Origin of the sequence: Micromonospora sp. CPCC 205546, from assembly GCF_036902715.1 — a bacterium.
Lineage (GTDB): Bacteria > Actinomycetota > Actinomycetes > Mycobacteriales > Micromonosporaceae > Micromonospora.
In genome coordinates, this window is record NZ_JBAKHL010000006.1 from 113,721 (window position 1) to 131,199 (window position 17,479).

Genomic DNA, 17,479 nt, shown 5'->3' on the forward strand with positions numbered 1-17,479 from the left:
GATCGTCGAGCCTGGCCCCCGACAGCGGGAGGCCCGCCGGGGCGGCACCGACGCCGGCTCGGCGGGGGCTCCGGTGTGGACCGGCCCACCGGAAAGGGGAACTGGTGCTACGGCAGTGGTGGCGGGACGCGCGCGCACGGATCCGCGGCGACGGCATGACCGTGGTCGAGTTGGCCCTCGCCGCGACCGTCGCCTGGATGCTCGCCGCGCGGGTGATCGGCCACCCGGACCCGTTCTTCGCGCCCACGGCCGCGCTGGTCGTGCTGGGCGAGGCGCGGGGACGACGGGTCCGGCAGACGGTGGAGATCCTGCTCGGTGTCGCGGCCGGCGTGCTCGTCGCCGAACTGCTGGTGTACGCGCTCGGCCCGGGCACCGGCACCGTCTTCCTGGTCCTGCTGCTGACCATCGGGCTGATGGTGGCGATCGGCGCGAGCACCACCCTCGTGGTGCAGGCGGCGGTCTCCGCCATGTACCTGGTGGCGGTCGCCGCGCCCAGCGGCACGCTGATGCCGTTCCGGTTCGTCGACGCGCTGATCGGCGGCGCGGTCGCGCTGGCGGCGAGCCAGCTCCTGGTGGTCCGTGACCCGCTCGCCCCGCTGGTCGTGCAGGCCCGGCAGAGCTTCGCCGACCTCGCCGAACTGCTCGACGAGCTCGACGACGCGCTCGCCCGGTGCGACGAGACCGCCGCCCGGGCGGTGCTGGAGCGGGCCCGGCGGCTGGACGAGTGCGTGGACCGGCTGCGCACCGCGGTACGGGCCACCGGGGAGACGCTGCGCTTCCGGGTGCGTCGGCGACGGCACGTCGGGCAGGTGCGGGAGGTGGAGGCGACCACCCGGCAGTTGGACTACGCCGTGCGCAACGTGCGGGTACTGGCCCGCGCCGGGGTGACCCTGACCCGGCTGCGCACTCGGACGCCGCCGGAACTCGGCGACGCGATCCCCGCCCTGGCCGCCGCCGTACGCGCGGCGGGCGAGGCGGTCGCGACCGACCTGACCGGCGAGGGCGCCGACCGGCACGCGGCACGGGCCGACGAGGCGGCCATGACGGCGGTACGGGTCGCCGGCCGGCTGGTCGGGTCCGACCCGGCGCTGCCCGTCATGATGATCGTCGGTCAGATCCGGGCGACCGCCATCGACCTGCTGCGGGGGGTGGGCCACGACGACGTCGCCGTGCTGGAGCGGGTGGACGAGGCGCTCGGGGTGGTGCCCGCTCAGGCCTCGTCGCAGCGCTCCGAGAGCGCATAGCGGACCAGCACGACGTCGCCGATCTGGCGGGTCTCCGCCACCCGGGCCCGGCGGCCGGGGTGCCAGGGGAACCGCCCGTCGCCGACGAACCGGGGCGCCCGCCGGTCGCCGACGAAGAACGGGGCCACCACCAGCTGCAGCTCGTCGGCGAGGCCGGCGGTGAGGAACTGCCCGAGCACGCTCGCCCCGCCCTCCACCATCAGCCGGCGCACGCCCCGGGCGGCGAGGTCCGCCAGCAACCACGCCGGGTCCACCGGCTCGCCCGCGTCGACCACGGTGGCCCGGCCGGCCAGCCGCTCCCCCGTCTTCGCCACGGCCGCGGTGGCACAGTAGACGATCCGGTCGGTGTCGCCGGTGGTGAAGAGGCGGGCCGCCGGGTCCAGGTCACCGCAGCCGGTCACCGTCACCCGGGTCGGCGAGGCGGGCAGGCCGCGCGCGACACGCGCGGCGCGGCGCCGCGCGGAGCGGACCAGCAGCCGCGGGTCGTCGCTGCGGACCGTGCCCGCGCCCACCAGGATCGCGTCGCAGCCCGCCCGGACCTCGTCGACCCGGTCCAGATCGGCCTCGTTGGACAGCAGCAGCCGCTGCCCGCTGGCGTCGTCGAGGTAGCCGTCGATCGACGTGGCGCAGCTGAGCAGGACGTACGGGCGCTCATTCACGGACGAGGGGAAGGTCGAGGGCGTGCCCGCCACGCCCGGCCTTGGCCGCCAGGTAGCCGGCGTTCGCGGCGGACAGGTACACCCCGGTGGGTACGCGTGAGGTGATCGTCACCCCGAGCCGACCGAGCTGCGCGGCCTTGTCCGGGTTGTTGCTCAGCAGGGCGATCCGCTCCACGCCCAGGGCGGCGAGCATCTGGGCGGCCACCGTGTAGTCCCGCTCGTCGCCGCGGTGGCCCAGCGCCAGGTTCGCCTCGTAGGTGTCCAGCCCGGCGTCCTGCAACGCGTACGCGTCGAGCTTGGCGTACAGGCCGATTCCGCGTCCCTCCTGCCGCAGGTAGAGCAGGTAGCCGCCGACGGTGGCGATGCGCTCGACCGCCTCCCGCAACTGGGGGCCGCAGTCGCAGCGCCGGCTGCCGAACACGTCCCCGGTCAGGCACTCGCTGTGCGGGCGGACCAGCGGCGACGACGGGTGTGCCGCGCCCCCGGTGGCGGACCCGGCCCGGTGGCCGAGGCCGAACGCGAGGTGCTCCCGGCCGTCGACGAGACCGTGGAAGGAGAACACCCGGGCGGTAGCGTGGTATCCGTCGGGGAACCGCAGCGGCACCGTGACCTGCGTACGGATGGTGGCGGCGGGCGGGGCTTCGGACATCGGGCTCCTCGTCAGACGGTGCCGGCGGGCACGCGGGCACGGCGGACCAGCAGGACGGCGGCGCCGGGCAGGCTCGCGGCGAGCACCAGGGCCCCGTACACCGTGGCGGTGGCGACGCCCTCGGCGGCGCCCAGGCCGGCCGCGCCGAACGCCCACGCCGCCACGCCCTCGCGGGGGCCGAAGCCGGCGACGTTCGCCGGCACCCCCATGGCCAGCAGCGCCAGCAGCGTCAGCGGCACCAGCAGGGTCAGCGGCGCGGTGGAGCCGGCGGTGCGCGCGGCCAGCACGAACGTGGCCAGGTGGCCGGCGACGGCGACGGCGGAGGCCACGAGCACGCCCAGCCAGGCGCGGCGGCCGAGCAACCCGCCGCGGACGTCGGCCGCCGCCGCGCGTGCCGCGCGGGCCCACCGCGACGGCCCGACGGTGGGCAGCGCGCGGGCCAGCAGGACGACGCCCAGCCCGGCCGCCGCCACCGCCGCCGGCCCCCTCCGTCTCCACGCCACCTCCCACCCCCCACCCCCTGCCCACCCCCCCGTCCCCACCCCACCCCCTCCTTCGCGGGTCGATCATGGAGTTGTGGTGGGTGACGAACCAGAGCAGAACGGGTCCGATCGGGCGCCATGAGTGCATGATCGACGCACCGGCGGGCGGGGGCGGGGCGGCGGTAGGGTCGGGTCATGACCGCGCCCGACCGCCTCTCCCCCGGTGACCCCGCCCCGGAGTTCAGCCTCCCCACCGACACCGGCGAGACGCTCTCGCTGGCCGACCTGCGCGGCCGCAAGGTCGTCCTGTACGCCTACCCGGCGGCCATGACGCCCGGTTGCACCAAGCAGGCCTGCGACTTCCGCGACTCGCTCGCCTCGCTCCAGGCCGCCGGCTACGAGGTCGTCGGGATCTCCCCCGACAAGCCGGAGAAGCTGGCGAAGTTCCGCGAGCGCGACGCCATCACCTTCCCGCTGGTCGCCGACACCGACAGGTCCGTGCTGACCGCCTACGGCGCGTACGGCGAGAAGCAGTCGTACGGCAGGACGGTGACCGGTGTGATCCGCTCGACCTTCGTGATCGACGCGGACGGCAAGATCGAGCGCGCGCTCTACAACGTCAAGGCCACCGGTCACGTCGCCAAGCTGCGCCGGGACCTCGGGCTGGACTGAGACGCCGGCGCACGCCGTTCACCCGTTGTTTCGCGGGCCTCGGGGCCCGGTCGCGCCGCCGGCCGGGCACCGGAGGGTCGCCCCGTGGCCGGGCCCACCACCGATGCGGCGCGACGCTCTAGACTCAGCGGGTCGGCGGGAGTGGCGTAACGGCAGCCGCGGTAGGTTTAGGTCCTATTGTCCGAAAGGACGTGGGGGTTCGAATCCCCCCTCCCGCACCGAGCACCGCCTGTCGCGCGGGTCACGATCGCGGGTCGGCGCGGTCGCGCGCGGTCAGGATCACCGGGTGAGGCGACGAGATCCTCATGTGGCTGGGCCTCACCGCCCCGCCGGCACCCGCTGGCTGATCCGTTCCGCCTCGGCCCTCCACGAGCGCCTCGTTCGGCGGCTGCTCTTCCTGCGTCTCCGCCAGGGCCCCGCGGGCGCCGACGGACAGCGCACGCGCGAGCCGCTCGGCAGCCGTCGCGATCCGCCACTCCACCCGCTGCCCCGTCCAAGGGGCGCGATCCGCGGTGGGCCACTCAGCTCTGCATCGAGGGCGGCATGAGCGGATCGCCCACCGCGATCCTGCCCGGCTCCTCGGGCACCAGGTGCAGTCCGAAGAGGAGCTTCCGGCCGACGTTGCGGTGCCGGGCGAGGGTGCGCAGCGGTTCCTTCCCGCGTACGCCCGTCTCCTGGTCGGTGGTCGTGACCACGCAGCGGTCGCACGGCCCGGCGGCGCGGAAGCGGACGGCGCCGATGCGCAGCGGGCGCCCGACCCAGTCGTCCTCCGCCCAGGCCGGCGTGCCCTCCACCACCAGGTTGGGGCGGAACCGCGCCATCGGCACGGGCTCCTCGCCGGCCTCGCCGAGCCAGCCGTTGAGCGCGTCGAGCGAGGCGGCGGAGGCCAGCAGCAGCGGGTAGGCGTCGGCGAAGCTGACCTGGTCGCCGGTGTCGTGCTCCCGGTCCCCCGGCGGGATGTGCCGGCTCGGCCGCGCGAGCCAGACCAACCGGACGGCACGGCCCAGGAACGCGCTGACCCAGGCGTCGGCCGCCGGCCCGGCGGGCAGCGCGGGCACCGGCAGCTTCCGGTTGCGGAAGGTCCGCACCGCGACCGGCACGCCGCCGGCCGGCTCCGGCACCTCCAGGTCGGCGTGGCCCTCGCCGCGCAGCAGCAGGCCGCCGTCGCGGGGCGTGGCGTGCAGCGCGACCAGGCGGGTGGTCTCCCGCTGGGTGACGCCGACGCCGTCGGCGTCGACGATCATCCAGCGCCGGTCGCCGGCCAGACCCCACGCCTCGACGCCCGCGGCGTCGTGGTCGAGCCGGTGACAACCCTTGACGGGGTACGTGTGGATGGCGCTCAACCGCATGCGCCCACCCTGCCACGGCACTCGGGCGACCGTTGCCCCGAGCGCGCGCCGGAAGGCTTGCCGCGCGGGCGTGGTCGCGGCGGGACGCCCCGCTCACGGCGAGAGGCCGACGCTCACTCCCGCGGTCTCACCAGGCCACGCCGATGCCGTCGCCCGGGTACCAGTGGTTGGCAGGGGTCTCCCGGTAGGCGAGGAACCGCCGGCCGGTGCGCTCGGCGTGCTCGGCGAGGACGTTGGTGGCGGTGACGTTGTCGGTGAGCAGGACCGCCCCCGGAGCCAGCTTGCCCTCGACCGCCTCGAACTCGCGCTTCTCGTGGGCCCGGCTGTGGTCGCTGTCGTGCAGGAAGAGGTCGACCGGCCGGTCCAGCGCGGCGATGGAGGCGATGGAGTCGCCGATGACCAGGTCGACCACCTCGGACCAGGGCGCCGTCCGGGCGAGGTAGCCGGCCTCGGGATTGATGTCCAGCGAGGTGACCCGACCGGGGTGCCCGTCGGCGGCGTTGCGCAGCAGCGCGGCGGCGAGCACGCAGCTGCCGAGCCCCTTGTCGACGCCGGTCTCGACCACGTGCGACGGCTTCGTGGCGCGCACGATGGCGTACCAGCCGATCCGGCGGGCGTAGCGGACCTGCCGGTCGGCGAGGCCCCGGCGGGCGGCGGTGGCGGTGGCGGACTCGATGTGCCCGCGCAGCGCGTCGTCCGACTCGATCTCGGCGAAGTACGCGCGGACCTGCTTGACGGGCACGTCGCAGACGACGCTGACGAACCAGGCGAGGTGGTGCCGGCTCAGCTTGGTCAGCTCGTACGTGTAGTTGTGGTGTTCCCGCGAGGTGACCAGCCAGCGGGCCGAGGTGCGCAGCACCTTGGCGTCGTGGCGGACGACGCGGGCCAGGCGCTTGGGGAAGGCCGCCACGGGGGCGAGGCGGGTGCGAGCGATGGCCCGTCGGAGCTTCGTTGCGTCCACGCAAGGGTTCTACCAGGCGGAGGCGGACAGGTGTAGGGGAAAGCTGCGTTGGCCCGGGCGAGGTGGACGGTGTGCGACGGGATGGGACGGGTCGACACGGATGGGGGCCGTCACCAGCCGGATGAGGGTACGCGCACACCCCCGCGGATAAGTAGCATCGCCGCCATGCCAGTTCCACAACAGTTCGTCGAGCCGGATCCGGTCGCCGGCCGCACCGGGCGTCAGCCGGGGAAGCACGCCGGGCCTCGTCGCCGGTGGCGGCGCGTCGTCCTCATCAGCCTGCTGGTGGTGGCGCTGCTCGGCGGCGGCGGCATGATCGCCGGCGGGCTCTACCTGCGTTCCGTGGAGTCGGACATCGAACGCGTCGACGCCTTCGCGGACGTTCCCGAGCAGGGCCGTCCGCAGACGGTGGCCAAGGGCGCGATGAACATCCTGATCCTGGGCAGCGACACCCGCGACCCGGAGAGCACGTCGGGTTCCCGCACGGACACGATCATCCTGGCCCACCTGCCGAAGGACCGGTCGAGCGCCCAGCTGATCTCGATCCCCCGCGACACCTGGGTCTCCGTGCCGCGGTCGAAGGACGGCAGCCAGGGCGGCCGGGACGCGAAGATCAACGCCGCGTACGCGTGGGGTGGCGTGCCGTTGATGGTGCAGACCGTCGAGAAGTTCACCAGCGTGCGGGTCGACCACGTCATGATGGTCGACTTCGCCGGCTTCAAGGAGATCATCGACGCCCTGGGTGGCATCGACATCGACGCGGAGAAGTCCTTCACCTCGATCCACCCTCCATTCCGCACCTTCCGGCAGGGGGTGCAGCGGATGGACGGTGAGACGGCGCTCGACTACTCACGCCAGCGCCAGCAGTTCCCGGACGGGGACTTCGCCCGCATCCGGCACCAGCAGCAGGTCATCAAGGCCATCCTGGACCGCGCCGTGTCCGGGGGCATCGTCACGAACCCGGGAAAGCTGAACTCCTTCGTCAAGGCGACGTCGAACGCGGTGTCGGTGGACGAGAGGATGTCCCTGTTGAGCATGGCGAGTGACCTGCGTGGACTGCGCGGCGACAACCTGCGCTTCATCACCAGCCCGACGAAGGGCACCGGTCGGGTGGGCAGCGAGAGCGTCGTGTTCGCGAACACCGACAAGGCCCGGTCCTTCTACGACGCGGTGCGACGCGACGCGGTATCGGAGATCGTCAGCGCCGGAAAGTAGGAGGTCGTACTGCCGTCCCGGCTCTGGTGACATGCGCGGACCGGTCGTATCCTTCGTTCGCCTCGAAGCTGCCACGAGCCGCCGAGGCGGTCAACGGGGGAAGGACCGACATGTCCAGGCAACAGGCGATGGGCCACCACGCCACCGCACCGCAGCGCGACGACATGGCGGCGCAGGGCACGGGGGCGGAGGCGCGCGGCGGGGCCGACGCCGGAGGCGGCGCCACCGGGCCGCCGCCCACCTCCACGCCGCCGGCAGGCGGCCAGACGGGCGACGCGCCGCCCCGCCCCGGCCTCGACGTGACGGCGGTGCTGCCGTACGCGAGCTCCCGTGCCTCCACGCGCACCCGGGGGCTGCGGGCCTGGATGATGACGGCGCCCGTCGACGTGGCCGCCCTGCTGACGCCCCTGCTGATCACCCTCCAGTACTGGCGCGGGACGCTGGCCATGGCCGGCCTGACGGTCGCCATCTTCGCGGCGGGCGGGCTCTACCGGGCCCGTCGCCACGTGAGCATCCTCGACGAGCTGCCGAGCCTCTGCGGGCGGCTGCTCGCGTCCGCGGCCGTGATCATCATCGTCGCGGCGCTGCGTCACGACTCCGCGGAGTACGTGGGCGGGTTCGCCCGCGGGGTGATCATCGCGGCCGGGCTGGTCCTCGTCGGTCGTGTCTTCTCGCGGGAGTTCGCCATCATCGCGCGCAAGCGTCGGTGGGTGGAGCACAACGCCATCATCATCGGCAGCGGGCCGATCGCCGTGGAACTCGCCCGGCTGCTGCGCCGCTATCCGCAGTACGGGCTGCGCTTCGTCGGCTGCGTCGACTCCACGCCTCCGCAGGCGTCGGCGGGGCTCCCCCTGCTCGGCACCCTGGACCAGCTGGAACCGCTCGTCCGGATGGTCGAGTGCGACGTGCTCGTCATCGCGGACCCGAGCTGCCCGGAGCTGACCCTGATGGAGGTCCTCCGCCAGCCGAGGAGCGCGAGCTGCGACCTGTGGGCCGTGCCCCGGCTCTGGGGCTCCCGCTCGTACGGCGACCACATCGGCGCGATCCCGATCGTCAAGGTCGGCGACATCACCCTGTCCGGCCCACGCTGGGCGCTCAAGCGTGCGTCGGACATCCTCTTCGCCGCCACCGCGTTGCTCCTGCTGAGCCCCGTCCTCCTGCTCTGTGCCCTCGCGACGCTCCTCGACGGCGGCCCGGGCATCTTCTTCTACCAGGAACGGATCGGCCGTCACGGCAAGCCGTTCCACATCATCAAGTTCCGCTCGATGCGTCCCGTCGACGAGCACGAGTCGCAGACGAACTGGTCGATCGCGCACGACCGGCGGGTCGGACCGATCGGCCGCTTCATGCGCCGCACGTCGCTCGACGAGCTGCCGCAGCTCTGGAACATCCTGCGGGGCGACATGAGCGTGGTCGGGCCGCGCCCCGAGCGGCCGTACTTCGTCGAGAAGTTCTCCGCCGAGTACCCCAACTACGCCATGCGCCACCGGGTCGCGGTGGGGCTCACCGGGCTGGCACAGGTCAGTGGCCTGCGCGGCGACACGCCGATCTCCGACCGGGCGCGCTTCGACAACTACTACATCGAGAACTGGTCGCTGTGGCTCGACGCGAAGGTGCTCATCCGGACGGTCGCGGAGGTGTTCCGCGCTGGGGGTCGTTGACAGGCACGGCCGCCGCCGGACGGCGTGGCCACAGCATGGACAGGTGCAGGGAGGACGCGCCCGGCGTCGCCGCCTCGGCCGCGACCCCCTAGTGGAGGGTGTCCAGCGCCTGGGTGAGGGCCGAGCGCCAGTCCGCCAGGGGCCGCAGGCCCGCTGCGGCCCAGCGGTCGTGGGCCAGAACGCTGTACGCGGGACGGGGAGCCGGGCGCCGGTAGCGGTCGCTGGTGGTGGGCCGGACGCGGTCGGCGTCGAGGCCGCGGAGCGTGAACACCGCGCGGGCGAGGCCGTACCAGGTGGTCTGGCCCGACGCGGTGCCGTGGTAGACGCCCGGGGCCGCGCGACCGGCGAGCGCCGCGTCGGCCAACGCGACGAGCTGCTCGGCCAGCGCGTACGACCAGGTCGGCTGCCCCCGCTGGTCATCGACGACGTCGAGGTGCTCGCGCTGCTCGGCCAGCCGGAGCATGGTGGCGACGAAGTTCGGTCCGTGTGCGCCGTAGAGCCAGGCGGTGCGCACGACGAAACCGGCGTCGGGGAGCAGCCGGGTGACGGCGAGTTCCCCGGTGAGCTTGCTGCGCCCGTACGCGTTGACCGGGGACGTGGTGGCATCCTCCGCGTACGGTGCGGTGGCGTCGCCGGAGAAGACGTAGTCGGTGGACAGGTGGATCATCCGCGCGCCGGTTGCGGCACAGGCCTCGGCGAGGTGGGCGACGGCGTGGCCGTTGACGGCGGTGGCGGCTTCCTCCTGCGCCTCGGCCCCGTCCACGTCGGTCCACCCGGCGGTGTTGATCACCATGTCGTGTCCGGCGACGGCGGCTCGTACCGCCTGCGGGTCGGTGATGTCGAGCTCGGCGCGCGTGGTCGCCCTGACGGAGAGGTCACCGCGGGAGCGCAGGACGGCGACCAGGTCCCTGCCCAGCATGCCGCCGGCGCCGGTGACCAGCAGCCGGCTCACGGGGCGACCCGCGGCCTGGTGCCCGCCTTCAGCGGCTCCCACCAGGCCCGGTTGTCCCGGTACCACTGCACGGTCTGCGCCAGGCCGCAGTCCAGGTCGACGCTCGGGGCGTACCCGAGCTCCGTGCTGATCTTGCTGATGTCCAGGGAGTAGCGGCGGTCGTGGCCCTTGCGGTCGGCGACGGGAACGACCTGTTCCCAGCTGGCGCCGCAGGCCTCGATCAGCCGGCGGGTGAGTTCGACGTTGGTGAGTTCGGTACCGCCGCCGATGTGGTAGACCTCGCCGGCTCGGCCCTTCTCCTGGACCAGTGCGATGCCCCGGCAGTGGTCGTGCACGTGCAGCCAGTCCCGGATGTTGCCGCCGTCGCCGTAGAGCGGCACGGTGCCGCCGTCGAGCAGGTTGGTGACGAACAGCGGGACGACCTTCTCGGGGAACTGGTACGGCCCGTAGTTGTTCGAGCAGCGGGTGACCACCACGTCCATGCCGTGGGTGCGGTGGTAGGCCAGCGCCAGCAGATCGGAGCCGGCCTTGGAGGCCGAGTACGGCGAGTTCGGCGCCAGCGGCCAGTCCTCGGTCCAGGAGCCCTCCGCGATGGACCCGTACACCTCGTCGGTGGAGACGTGCACGAACCGGGAGGTGCCGTGCCGCAGCGCGGCGTCGAGGAGGTTCTGGGTGCCCAGCACGTTCGTGGTGACGAACGCGGCGGCGCCGTCGATCGACCGGTCGACATGGGATTCCGCGGCGAAGTGCACGATCACGTCGTGGCCGGGGACGACCTCGTCGACCGCGGCGGCGTCGCGGATGTCCCGGTGCACGAACCGCAGCCGGGGGTCCTCGGCAACCGGTGCGAGGTTGGCGAGGTTGCCCGAATACGTCAGCGCGTCGAGCACGGTCACCGCCGAGGGTTCGACGGCCGGCACCCTCGCGGCGGCACCGCCGGGCACGCCCAGCAGCATCCGAACGTACTCCGACCCGATGAAGCCGGCACCGCCGGTGACGAGCATCCTCACGGGTCGGAGAGTGTACGCGAAACCCCAGGACAACCGGGGCAGCGAAGCCGGTTCTCAGGTGCCCGCCGGTGCGGGTAGTCTCCCCCGGTGCGCGGAATCCTTCTCGCCGGTGGCACCGGGTCCCGGTTGTGGCCGATCACCCGTGCCGTGTCGAAGCAGCTCATGCCGGTGTTCGACAAGCCCATGGTCTACTACCCGCTCTCCACTCTGATCATGGCAGAGGTGCGAGAGATCCTGATCATCACGACGCCGGAGGACCAGTCCCAGTTCCAGCGGCTGCTCGGTGACGGCAGCCAGTGGGGCCTGCGGTTGGAGTACCGCACGCAGGCCCGCCCGGAGGGCATCGCGCAGGCGTTCGTTCTGGGCGCGGACTTCATCGGCGACGAGTCGGTGGCCCTCATCCTCGGCGACAACATCTTCCACGGCGTCGGCCTGGGCCGGCAGCTCCCCGGCCACGGCGACCTGGTCGGTGGACGGATCTTCGCCTACCCGGTGGCCAACCCCGGAGAGTACGGGGTGGTCGACTTCGACCCGGCCGGGCGCGTGCTGTCGATCGAGGAGAAACCCGCCCGCCCCAGGTCCCGCTACGCCGTGCCCGGCCTCTACTTCTACGACAACCGCGTGGTGGACATCGCCGGCAAGCTGACCCCCAGCGCCCGTGGCGAACTGGAGATCACGGCGGTCAACGAGACCTACCGCGAATGGGGCGAGCTGTCGGTGACGGTGCTGGACCGGGGCACCGCCTGGCTCGACACCGGCACCTTCACCTCGATGATGCAGGCCGCCGAGTTCGTGCGGGTCATCGAGGAACGCCAGGGCCTGAAGATCGGATGCGTCGAGGAGGTCGCCTGGCGGGCCGGGCTGATCGACGACCACCAACTCCGCACGCTCGCCCAGTCCCTGAGCAAGAGCGGCTACGGCGACTACCTGCTCGGCCTGCTCGCCGAACGCCATCCCGGGGACGCCCACCGGTGAAGATGCGACCGCTGACCATCGACGGGGCTTGGGAGATCAACCCGCGGCAACACGGCGACCCGCGCGGGCTGTTCATGGAGTGGTACCGCTTCGACCAGCTCGCTGCCGCGGTCGGGCATCCACTCCGACTCGCCCAGGGCAACCTGTCGGTCTCCGCGCGCAGCGTGGTCCGCGGCATCCACTTCGCCGACGTGCCACCCGGCCAGGCCAAGTACGTGACCTGCGTGCGCGGTGCCGTGATCGACGTGGTCGTGGACATCCGCGTGGGCTCGCCGACCTTCGCGCAGTGGGAGGCGATCCGCCTCGACGACGTCGACCGGCGCGCCGTCTACATCGGCGAGGGGCTGGGCCACGGCTTCTGCGCCCTCACCGACGACGCGACCCTGAGCTACCTCTGCTCCACCACGTACAACCCCACGGCCGAGCACAGCGTCCACCCCCTCGACCCCGAACTGGCGATCGACTGGCCGGCGGAGTCACCGCAGCTGTCGGCCCGGGACGCAGCCGCGCCGAGCCTGGCCGAGGCGCGGGAATCGGGACTGCTGCCGGACTACCAGACCTGCCGCGCGTTCACCGACAGCCAGCGGCTGGGAGCTGACCCCGCCCGCGGCGGAATCTAGCCGCTTCCGCCCTGACGGGGACCGGCGTCCCTGGCGGGTGGGCGGGCCGGTGTGCGGGTGGCGACCGCGGCGGCACCGGTGATCGTCGCCGGGCGCCCGCCGGGGACCAGGGCTCAGTCGCGCGGGAGCAACGGCAGCATCTTCGGCTCGTAGCCGCCGAGATAGCGTGCCGGGTCCGCGTCCAACACCGAGGCCAGCAGCGTGCCGAAGACGTCCCGAAAGTCCGTCGTCGCCTTGAGGTCGCCGTCGTCCAGGTCGGTCAGGCTCGGCTGCTCCCCGTAGAGTCCGCCCGCGACCTGAGGACCCAGAACGAAGACGGGTCCGGCCGTTCCGTGGTCGGTGCCGTCGGAGGCGTTGGCACGGACCCGCCGACCGAACTCGCTGTACACGACCACGGACACCCGTTGGCCGGCCTCGGTCTGCGCCAGCCTGCCCGCGAAGCTGGTCAACGCCTGGTCGAGCTGGCGCAACAGCAGCTCGTGGCCGGGCCGCTCCGCCGCGTGCGTGTCGAACCCACCCAGGCTCACCGAATACACGCGGGTGGGGACCCCGGCTTCGACGCAGTGAGCCACCCGGGAGAGCTGTTCGGAGAGGAGGTTCGCCCCGCCCGTGCCCGTCGCCGCGATGTCCGGTTCGGCGGGGACGTCCGCCCGGGCGTCCACCGCTTCGGCATCCCGGATGAGCTGGTCGATCTTGATGAGATTCGCGTAGGCGTCCGCGGCCCGTGCCTGCATCCCGGACTCGTTCGGCTCCCGCCGCCCGAGCACCCCGATCATGTCGGTGGTGACTCCGGCCGGCAGCTTCAGCCCACCGATGCTCACGCAGGCACCGGTACGGGTCTCTCCCACGAGCAGGGGCGGGAGCATGGGTTCGAAGCTCACCGCGGCCTCTGGCGTGGCCTTGATGCCGTCCAGCCATCGACCGATCCAGCCGGAGGTGGCCGGATCACTCGGTGAGGCGGTCTGCCAGATGTCCATGGACCGGAAGTGACTACGGTCCGGTCTGGGGTAGCCGGCCCCGAGGACGACGGCCAGGCGCTGCGCGCTCCACAGTCGACTCAGGCCCTTCATCACCGGGTTCAGCCCGAGCGAGTCGTCGATCCGAAGCACCCGGTCAGGCTCGTAGGCCAGTTCGGGTCGGGCCGCGTGGTAGGCCGGGTCCGCGTAGGGCACGACCGTGTTGAGCCCGTCGTTGCCGCCGTACAGCGTGACGATGACCAACTTGCGTGCCTTCCGGTGATCCTCGCTGGCAGACGCGTCGCTCGCGGTCCGCAGGAGTTCCGCCAGGCCCAGACCCCCCACTCCGGCGGCGATGGCACCGCCGCCGACGACGCCGGAAGCCAGGAGGAACCTGCGTCGGGTCAATGCGTCCATGTCACGTCACCAGGTATTCCGGGCTGGCCAACCCGAGGGTCAGCAGGCGCTGCGGATCGGTAGTGCCCTTCAGGGCCGAGTACGTCCTGTTGGTCCACGTCTCGACAGCCAGGACGTGCGCCACGTCCTCCGGGGTCAGCCGCTGGGCCGGGACCAGTTGGGCGATCCGACCGGCAAGGTTCAGGCGGACCTGCGCCGCCCCGACCGTCAGCCACTCCGCACCTGCGGCCCAACCCTCGACACTCGGGGGCGCGAACGGCAACTGCCCCATTCGCTCCAGGGCGTTGAGGGCGTACGTCAGCACCTCGTCGGACAGCCTCCCCGGTCGCAGACCCAACTGCCGCATCGCGCCGACGAACCACTCCGTCGGCTGCTTCACCAGCCCGCCGGCGCTGGCCCGGAACGCATCGTCCTCGAAGAGCCTACGCAGCATCGCCATCGTGTCCGGGAACGCGCGAACCATGTTGTCGCGGGTGGACATCGGGATCAGCTCGGTCGACGAGGCGTACCGGAACCACAACCGCTCGGCGATGAACCCCGGGCAGGCCTCGTGCGCGAGCAGGAGATCCACCAGCGAGTGGGCGTCGAAGTTCTTCGTGACGCCGAGGATGCTCTTCCTGCCGCCGTCGTGTGAGGCAGGACTGAAGTACGCGCGCCCGCTGTCGTAGTCGATCTTCCAGCCGGTCAGCGCACGGCCCGCCTCCTTGACGTCGCGTTCGGTGTACCTGCCGATGCCGAGCATGAAGAGTTCCATCAACTCGCGGCCGAGATTCTCGTTGGGCGCGGTCCGCGTGTTGAGTTGCCCGTCGAGCCAGTAGATGAGCGCCGGGTCGGTGACCATCCGATGGGCCATCGTCGCGAAGTCGAGGGAGCTGCGCAGCGTCCTGTGTTGCACGAGCATCAGTTGCGGGCGGATCACCTTCCGGACCGAGGTGGCCCAGTGCCCGTGCCAGAAGAACCACAGCTTCTCGCGGGTCTGGTGGTCTGCGACCGTGAGGCGGTCCAGCCACCACTGGGTGATCCGCTTCGTCTGCTCCCGCCGCTTCTCGTCGCCCTTGCTCCGCTGGCTGGGAGTGGGGTTCGACAACCCGGCGAAGGGATCCGGGCCGAGTCCCGGCAGGGGAGCCTTCAGGGCCCCCACGTCCGGCGCTGTCGGCGCTGTCAGGGCGGCGACCGTCGCCTCGTATCCTGCCTTCTTCGCAGCAGCCAGCTCGGAGGCAGTGGGACCGAAGCCGGCGCGGCGCAGTAGCAACGAGGCGTCGGCCATGCAGCAAATGTAGGCGAAGCCCACGATGCCGGCGGACCCCGGGGCCCGGTACCAGCCGGGCAGGCCCGCGAGTGTCGCCGTGACGCGGATGGGCCGCCGAGACGCGCATCGCGCGTGTCTCGACGGCCCACCGGATCCGTCGCGTCAGGAACGGATCTTCAGTCGCCGGTCGTTCAGCCGACCTTCAGGACCTCGTAGGCGAACATCGTCGACGGGCCCGGATCGGCCACGAACGGATTGAAGCTGGCGATCAGCGGCGAGTTGCCGTTGTTCGGCGCCTGCACCAGGAAGTCGTTGGTCTGGGACTGGAACAGCAGGTTGCCGTCACCGTAGTGGTAGAGCCAGAACGACTGCGCCGTGCCGATCGCGGTGGCGTTGGCGATGAGCGGCTGGGTACCGCCCGACGGCGCGCTGACGTAGCGCCGGTTGACGTGGGAGCGCAGTGCGACGGCGTCGCCGCCCATGTCCAGCATGTCGAACTTCTGCCAGTCGCTGATCGCGGTGGAGTTGGCGATCAGGGCGCTCCTGCCGGCTTCCGCCGCGGTGACGAGCTTCCCGTTGACGGCCGCGCGGAGCACGACGACCGCAGCGGGTGAGGCCCAGATGAACTTCTCCGGTACGCCGATGGTGGTGGCGTTGTTGATCAACGGCTGGGTGCCGCCGGACGGCGCGGTGACGTACTTTCCGTTGATCTTGGCCATCAGGCTGACGGTGCCGTCGCCGTTCATGACGACCTGGAAGCGCTGGGCGTCGGTGATGGTGCTGCTGTTGGCGTACAGCGCGGCGCTGCCGCCGGCGGTGGCGGTGACGTGCTTGCCGTTTGCCCAGGACGCGAGCGCGATGTGGCCGCTGCCGGCGTCGATCACGGTGAACTTCTCCGTGTCGCCCATCTGGTTCATGGGCTGGCTGGCCGTCAGCGGCTGGGTGCCGCCGGCCCCGACCGAGACGTTCTTGCCGTTGGTCAGGGACCGCAGGCCGGTGACCTGCGGCACGGCGGTGGTGCCGATGCGCAGCATCACGTCGCTGGTGTTGTAGGCGGCGGTGTTCCGCACGACCCGCCGGGTGCCGCCGTAGACGATGACGTTGCGCACCTGGGTGGGCTCCCAGGACGGGTTGGCCGACAGCAGCAGCGCGGCGGCACCGGCGACGTGCGGGCTGGCCATCGAGGTGCCGCTGTACCGGTCGATCGCGGTGTCGCTGGTGACCACCGACGACGGGATGTGGTGCCCCGGCGCGTGGATGTCCACACACGGTCCGTAGTTGGAGAACGAGGCGCGGAAGTCGACCTCGTCCGTGGCACCCACCGTGATCGCCGAGGCCGCGCGGGCCGGCGAGTACTGGCAGGCGTCGTCCTGGCTGTTGCCGGCGGCGACGGCGTACGTGACACCGGAGGCGATGGACGCCTCCACCGCGGCGTCGATCGCGACGCTGCTCGCACCGCCGAGGCTCATGTTCGCCACCGCCGGCTTGACCGCGTTCGCCGTGACCCACTCGATACCGGCGATGACACCGGCCTCCGTGCCGCCGCCGGTGCAGTCGAGCACCCGCACGCCCACCAGCTTCACTTCCTTGGCCACACCGTAGTTGGTGCCACCGATGGTGCCCGCGACGTGCGTGCCGTGCCCGTCGCAGTCGTCCGCGACCGGGTCGTTGTCGACGAAGTCGTAGCCGTGGCTGGCCCGCCCACCGAACTCCTGGTGGGTGACCCGGATACCGCTGTCGATGACGTAGGCGTGCACGTTGCCCGCCGTGTTCGGGTACGTGTAGCGCTTGTTCATCGGCGCGAAGATCTGGTCCAGCCGGTCCAGCCCCCACGACGGCGTGTTCAACTGGGTGTCGCTCTTGGACACCTTGCGGTTCTGCTGCACGTACGCAACCTCGGGGCTGGCGGCCAGGCGCTTGGCCTGCGCCTCGCTCATCCGCCCCGCGAAACCGCGGATCGTGCGCGTGTACGTACGCGACACCGTGCCGCCGTACCGCTTGGCCAACGCGGTGGCGCTCGCACCGACCTGGCCCGGCGTGGCCTTGCCGTCCTTGAACACCACGATGTAACTGTCCTTGATGGCGCCCGTGTCGGCGGCACCCAGGATCCCCGCGACCTTCTTGTCGTCCGGCGGAGCCGCGGACGCGGCACCCCCGCCGGACATGGTTGCCGCGGTCGCGACAGCGGCGAGCGCGAACCCCGCCACAACCGACCGACAAGCTCGACGAACTTGAATCACGCCAGACTCCCCGTGGGAATGAACGTCCATCGGTGACAATGGACAGCCTTGCCCTTCGGCACAGACGCAGCCCATCTTCGTCGATCAACGTCATCGGCGGCTCAGCCGTTCGGACCAACTGGTGACTAATGCCGAGGGGACACCGCCGCCCCTATTGCCAAATGGCAA

Annotated in this window: 16 protein-coding genes, 1 tRNA gene and 1 pseudogene; 7 read left to right on the forward strand and 11 right to left on the reverse strand. The window is 72.1% G+C overall.

What is annotated here, in order from left to right; all coding sequences use genetic code 11:
• The first annotated feature begins 104 nt into the window (after positions 1-104).
• Positions 105-1,244, forward strand: coding sequence for an FUSC family protein (locus tag V6U77_RS05405; protein WP_334605048.1), 1,140 nt, complete (start codon positions 105-107; stop codon positions 1,242-1,244).
• On the opposite strand, the gene V6U77_RS05410 is transcribed toward V6U77_RS05405, so the two are convergent.
• The 3 genes and pseudogenes from V6U77_RS05410 to V6U77_RS05420 form a co-directional block, all read right to left on the reverse strand.
• Complete coding sequence (locus tag V6U77_RS05410) at positions 1,211-1,903, reverse strand: RibD family protein (protein WP_334605049.1); 693 nt, start codon at positions 1,901-1,903, stop codon at positions 1,211-1,213. The two genes, V6U77_RS05405 and V6U77_RS05410, sit on opposite strands and share 34 nt — an antisense overlap.
• Complete coding sequence (locus V6U77_RS05415) at positions 1,896-2,552, reverse strand: GTP cyclohydrolase II (protein ID WP_334605050.1); 657 nt, start codon at positions 2,550-2,552, stop codon at positions 1,896-1,898. Before V6U77_RS05415 ends, V6U77_RS05410 begins: the two co-directional genes overlap by 8 nt.
• A gap of 11 nt (positions 2,553-2,563) precedes the next feature.
• Positions 2,564-3,031: pseudogene (locus V6U77_RS05420) on the reverse strand (UPF0104 family protein); the annotation flags it as partial.
• Between the two features lie 198 nt (positions 3,032-3,229).
• Between V6U77_RS05420 and bcp the strand changes: the two are divergent.
• Together bcp and V6U77_RS05430 are read left to right on the forward strand one after the other, a co-directional pair.
• Positions 3,230-3,706, forward strand: a complete 477-nt coding sequence (gene bcp / locus V6U77_RS05425; RefSeq protein ID WP_101414399.1) for a thioredoxin-dependent thiol peroxidase — start codon at positions 3,230-3,232, stop codon at positions 3,704-3,706.
• 135 nt (positions 3,707-3,841) lie between these two features.
• Positions 3,842-3,924: transfer RNA gene (locus V6U77_RS05430), tRNA-Leu, on the forward strand.
• Positions 3,925-3,947: 23 nt separating this feature from the next.
• On the opposite strand, the gene V6U77_RS05435 is transcribed toward V6U77_RS05430, so the two are convergent.
• The 3 genes from V6U77_RS05435 to V6U77_RS05445 all read right to left on the reverse strand — a co-directional run bounded on the left by V6U77_RS05435 (position 3,948) and on the right by V6U77_RS05445 (position 6,016).
• Entirely contained in the window at positions 3,948-4,187 is a 240-nt protein-coding gene (locus V6U77_RS05435; RefSeq protein WP_334605051.1) for a hypothetical protein, read from the reverse strand.
• Positions 4,188-4,227: 40 nt separating this feature from the next.
• A complete protein-coding gene (locus V6U77_RS05440) occupies positions 4,228-5,055 on the reverse strand; it encodes an MOSC domain-containing protein (protein WP_334605052.1) in 828 nt (275 codons plus the stop codon).
• Positions 5,056-5,182: 127 nt separating this feature from the next.
• A complete protein-coding gene (locus V6U77_RS05445) occupies positions 5,183-6,016 on the reverse strand; it encodes a class I SAM-dependent methyltransferase (RefSeq protein WP_334605053.1) in 834 nt (277 codons plus the stop codon).
• Between the two features lie 165 nt (positions 6,017-6,181).
• Here V6U77_RS05445 and V6U77_RS05450 point away from each other — a divergent pair, with 165 nt between their 5' ends.
• The gene (locus V6U77_RS05450; RefSeq protein WP_334605054.1) at positions 6,182-7,231 is read left to right on the forward strand and encodes an LCP family protein; all 1,050 of its coding nucleotides are present in this window, start codon (positions 6,182-6,184) and stop codon (positions 7,229-7,231) included.
• Positions 7,232-7,341: 110 nt separating this feature from the next.
• Positions 7,342-8,892 (forward strand): sugar transferase, encoded by a 1,551-nt coding sequence (locus V6U77_RS05455; RefSeq protein WP_334605055.1) that lies wholly within the window; start codon positions 7,342-7,344, stop codon positions 8,890-8,892.
• An 88-nt stretch (positions 8,893-8,980) separates the two neighbouring features.
• On the opposite strand, the gene rfbD is transcribed toward V6U77_RS05455, so the two are convergent.
• Both rfbD and rfbB read right to left on the reverse strand, forming a co-directional pair.
• Positions 8,981-9,844, reverse strand: a complete 864-nt coding sequence (rfbD, locus tag V6U77_RS05460; RefSeq protein WP_334605056.1) for a dTDP-4-dehydrorhamnose reductase — start codon at positions 9,842-9,844, stop codon at positions 8,981-8,983.
• Positions 9,841-10,854: a dTDP-glucose 4,6-dehydratase gene (rfbB, locus tag V6U77_RS05465; RefSeq protein WP_334605057.1), complete on the reverse strand. Its 1,014-nt coding sequence runs from the start codon at positions 10,852-10,854 to the stop codon at positions 9,841-9,843. The genes rfbD and rfbB overlap by 4 nt, the downstream gene beginning before the upstream one ends.
• A gap of 87 nt (positions 10,855-10,941) precedes the next feature.
• On the opposite strand from rfbB, the gene rfbA reads away from it, so the two are divergent.
• The gene (gene rfbA / locus V6U77_RS05470) at positions 10,942-11,829 is read left to right on the forward strand and encodes a glucose-1-phosphate thymidylyltransferase RfbA (RefSeq protein WP_334605058.1); all 888 of its coding nucleotides are present in this window, start codon (positions 10,942-10,944) and stop codon (positions 11,827-11,829) included.
• Positions 11,826-12,449 (forward strand): dTDP-4-dehydrorhamnose 3,5-epimerase family protein, encoded by a 624-nt coding sequence (locus V6U77_RS05475; RefSeq protein ID WP_334605059.1) that lies wholly within the window; start codon positions 11,826-11,828, stop codon positions 12,447-12,449. The genes rfbA and V6U77_RS05475 overlap by 4 nt, the downstream gene beginning before the upstream one ends.
• A 113-nt stretch (positions 12,450-12,562) precedes the next feature.
• Here the strand turns inward: V6U77_RS05475 and V6U77_RS05480 are convergent, their stop codons facing one another.
• From V6U77_RS05480 to V6U77_RS05490, 3 genes are all read right to left on the reverse strand, one after another.
• Complete coding sequence (locus V6U77_RS05480) at positions 12,563-13,669, reverse strand: DUF1501 domain-containing protein (RefSeq protein ID WP_334605060.1); 1,107 nt, start codon at positions 13,667-13,669, stop codon at positions 12,563-12,565.
• A gap of 154 nt (positions 13,670-13,823) precedes the next feature.
• Entirely contained in the window at positions 13,824-15,089 is a 1,266-nt protein-coding gene (locus V6U77_RS05485; protein ID WP_334605061.1) for a DUF1800 domain-containing protein, read from the reverse strand.
• A gap of 173 nt (positions 15,090-15,262) precedes the next feature.
• A complete protein-coding gene (locus V6U77_RS05490) occupies positions 15,263-17,236 on the reverse strand; it encodes a S8 family peptidase (RefSeq protein WP_334605062.1) in 1,974 nt (657 codons plus the stop codon).
• Positions 17,237-17,479: the final 243 nt, after the last annotated feature.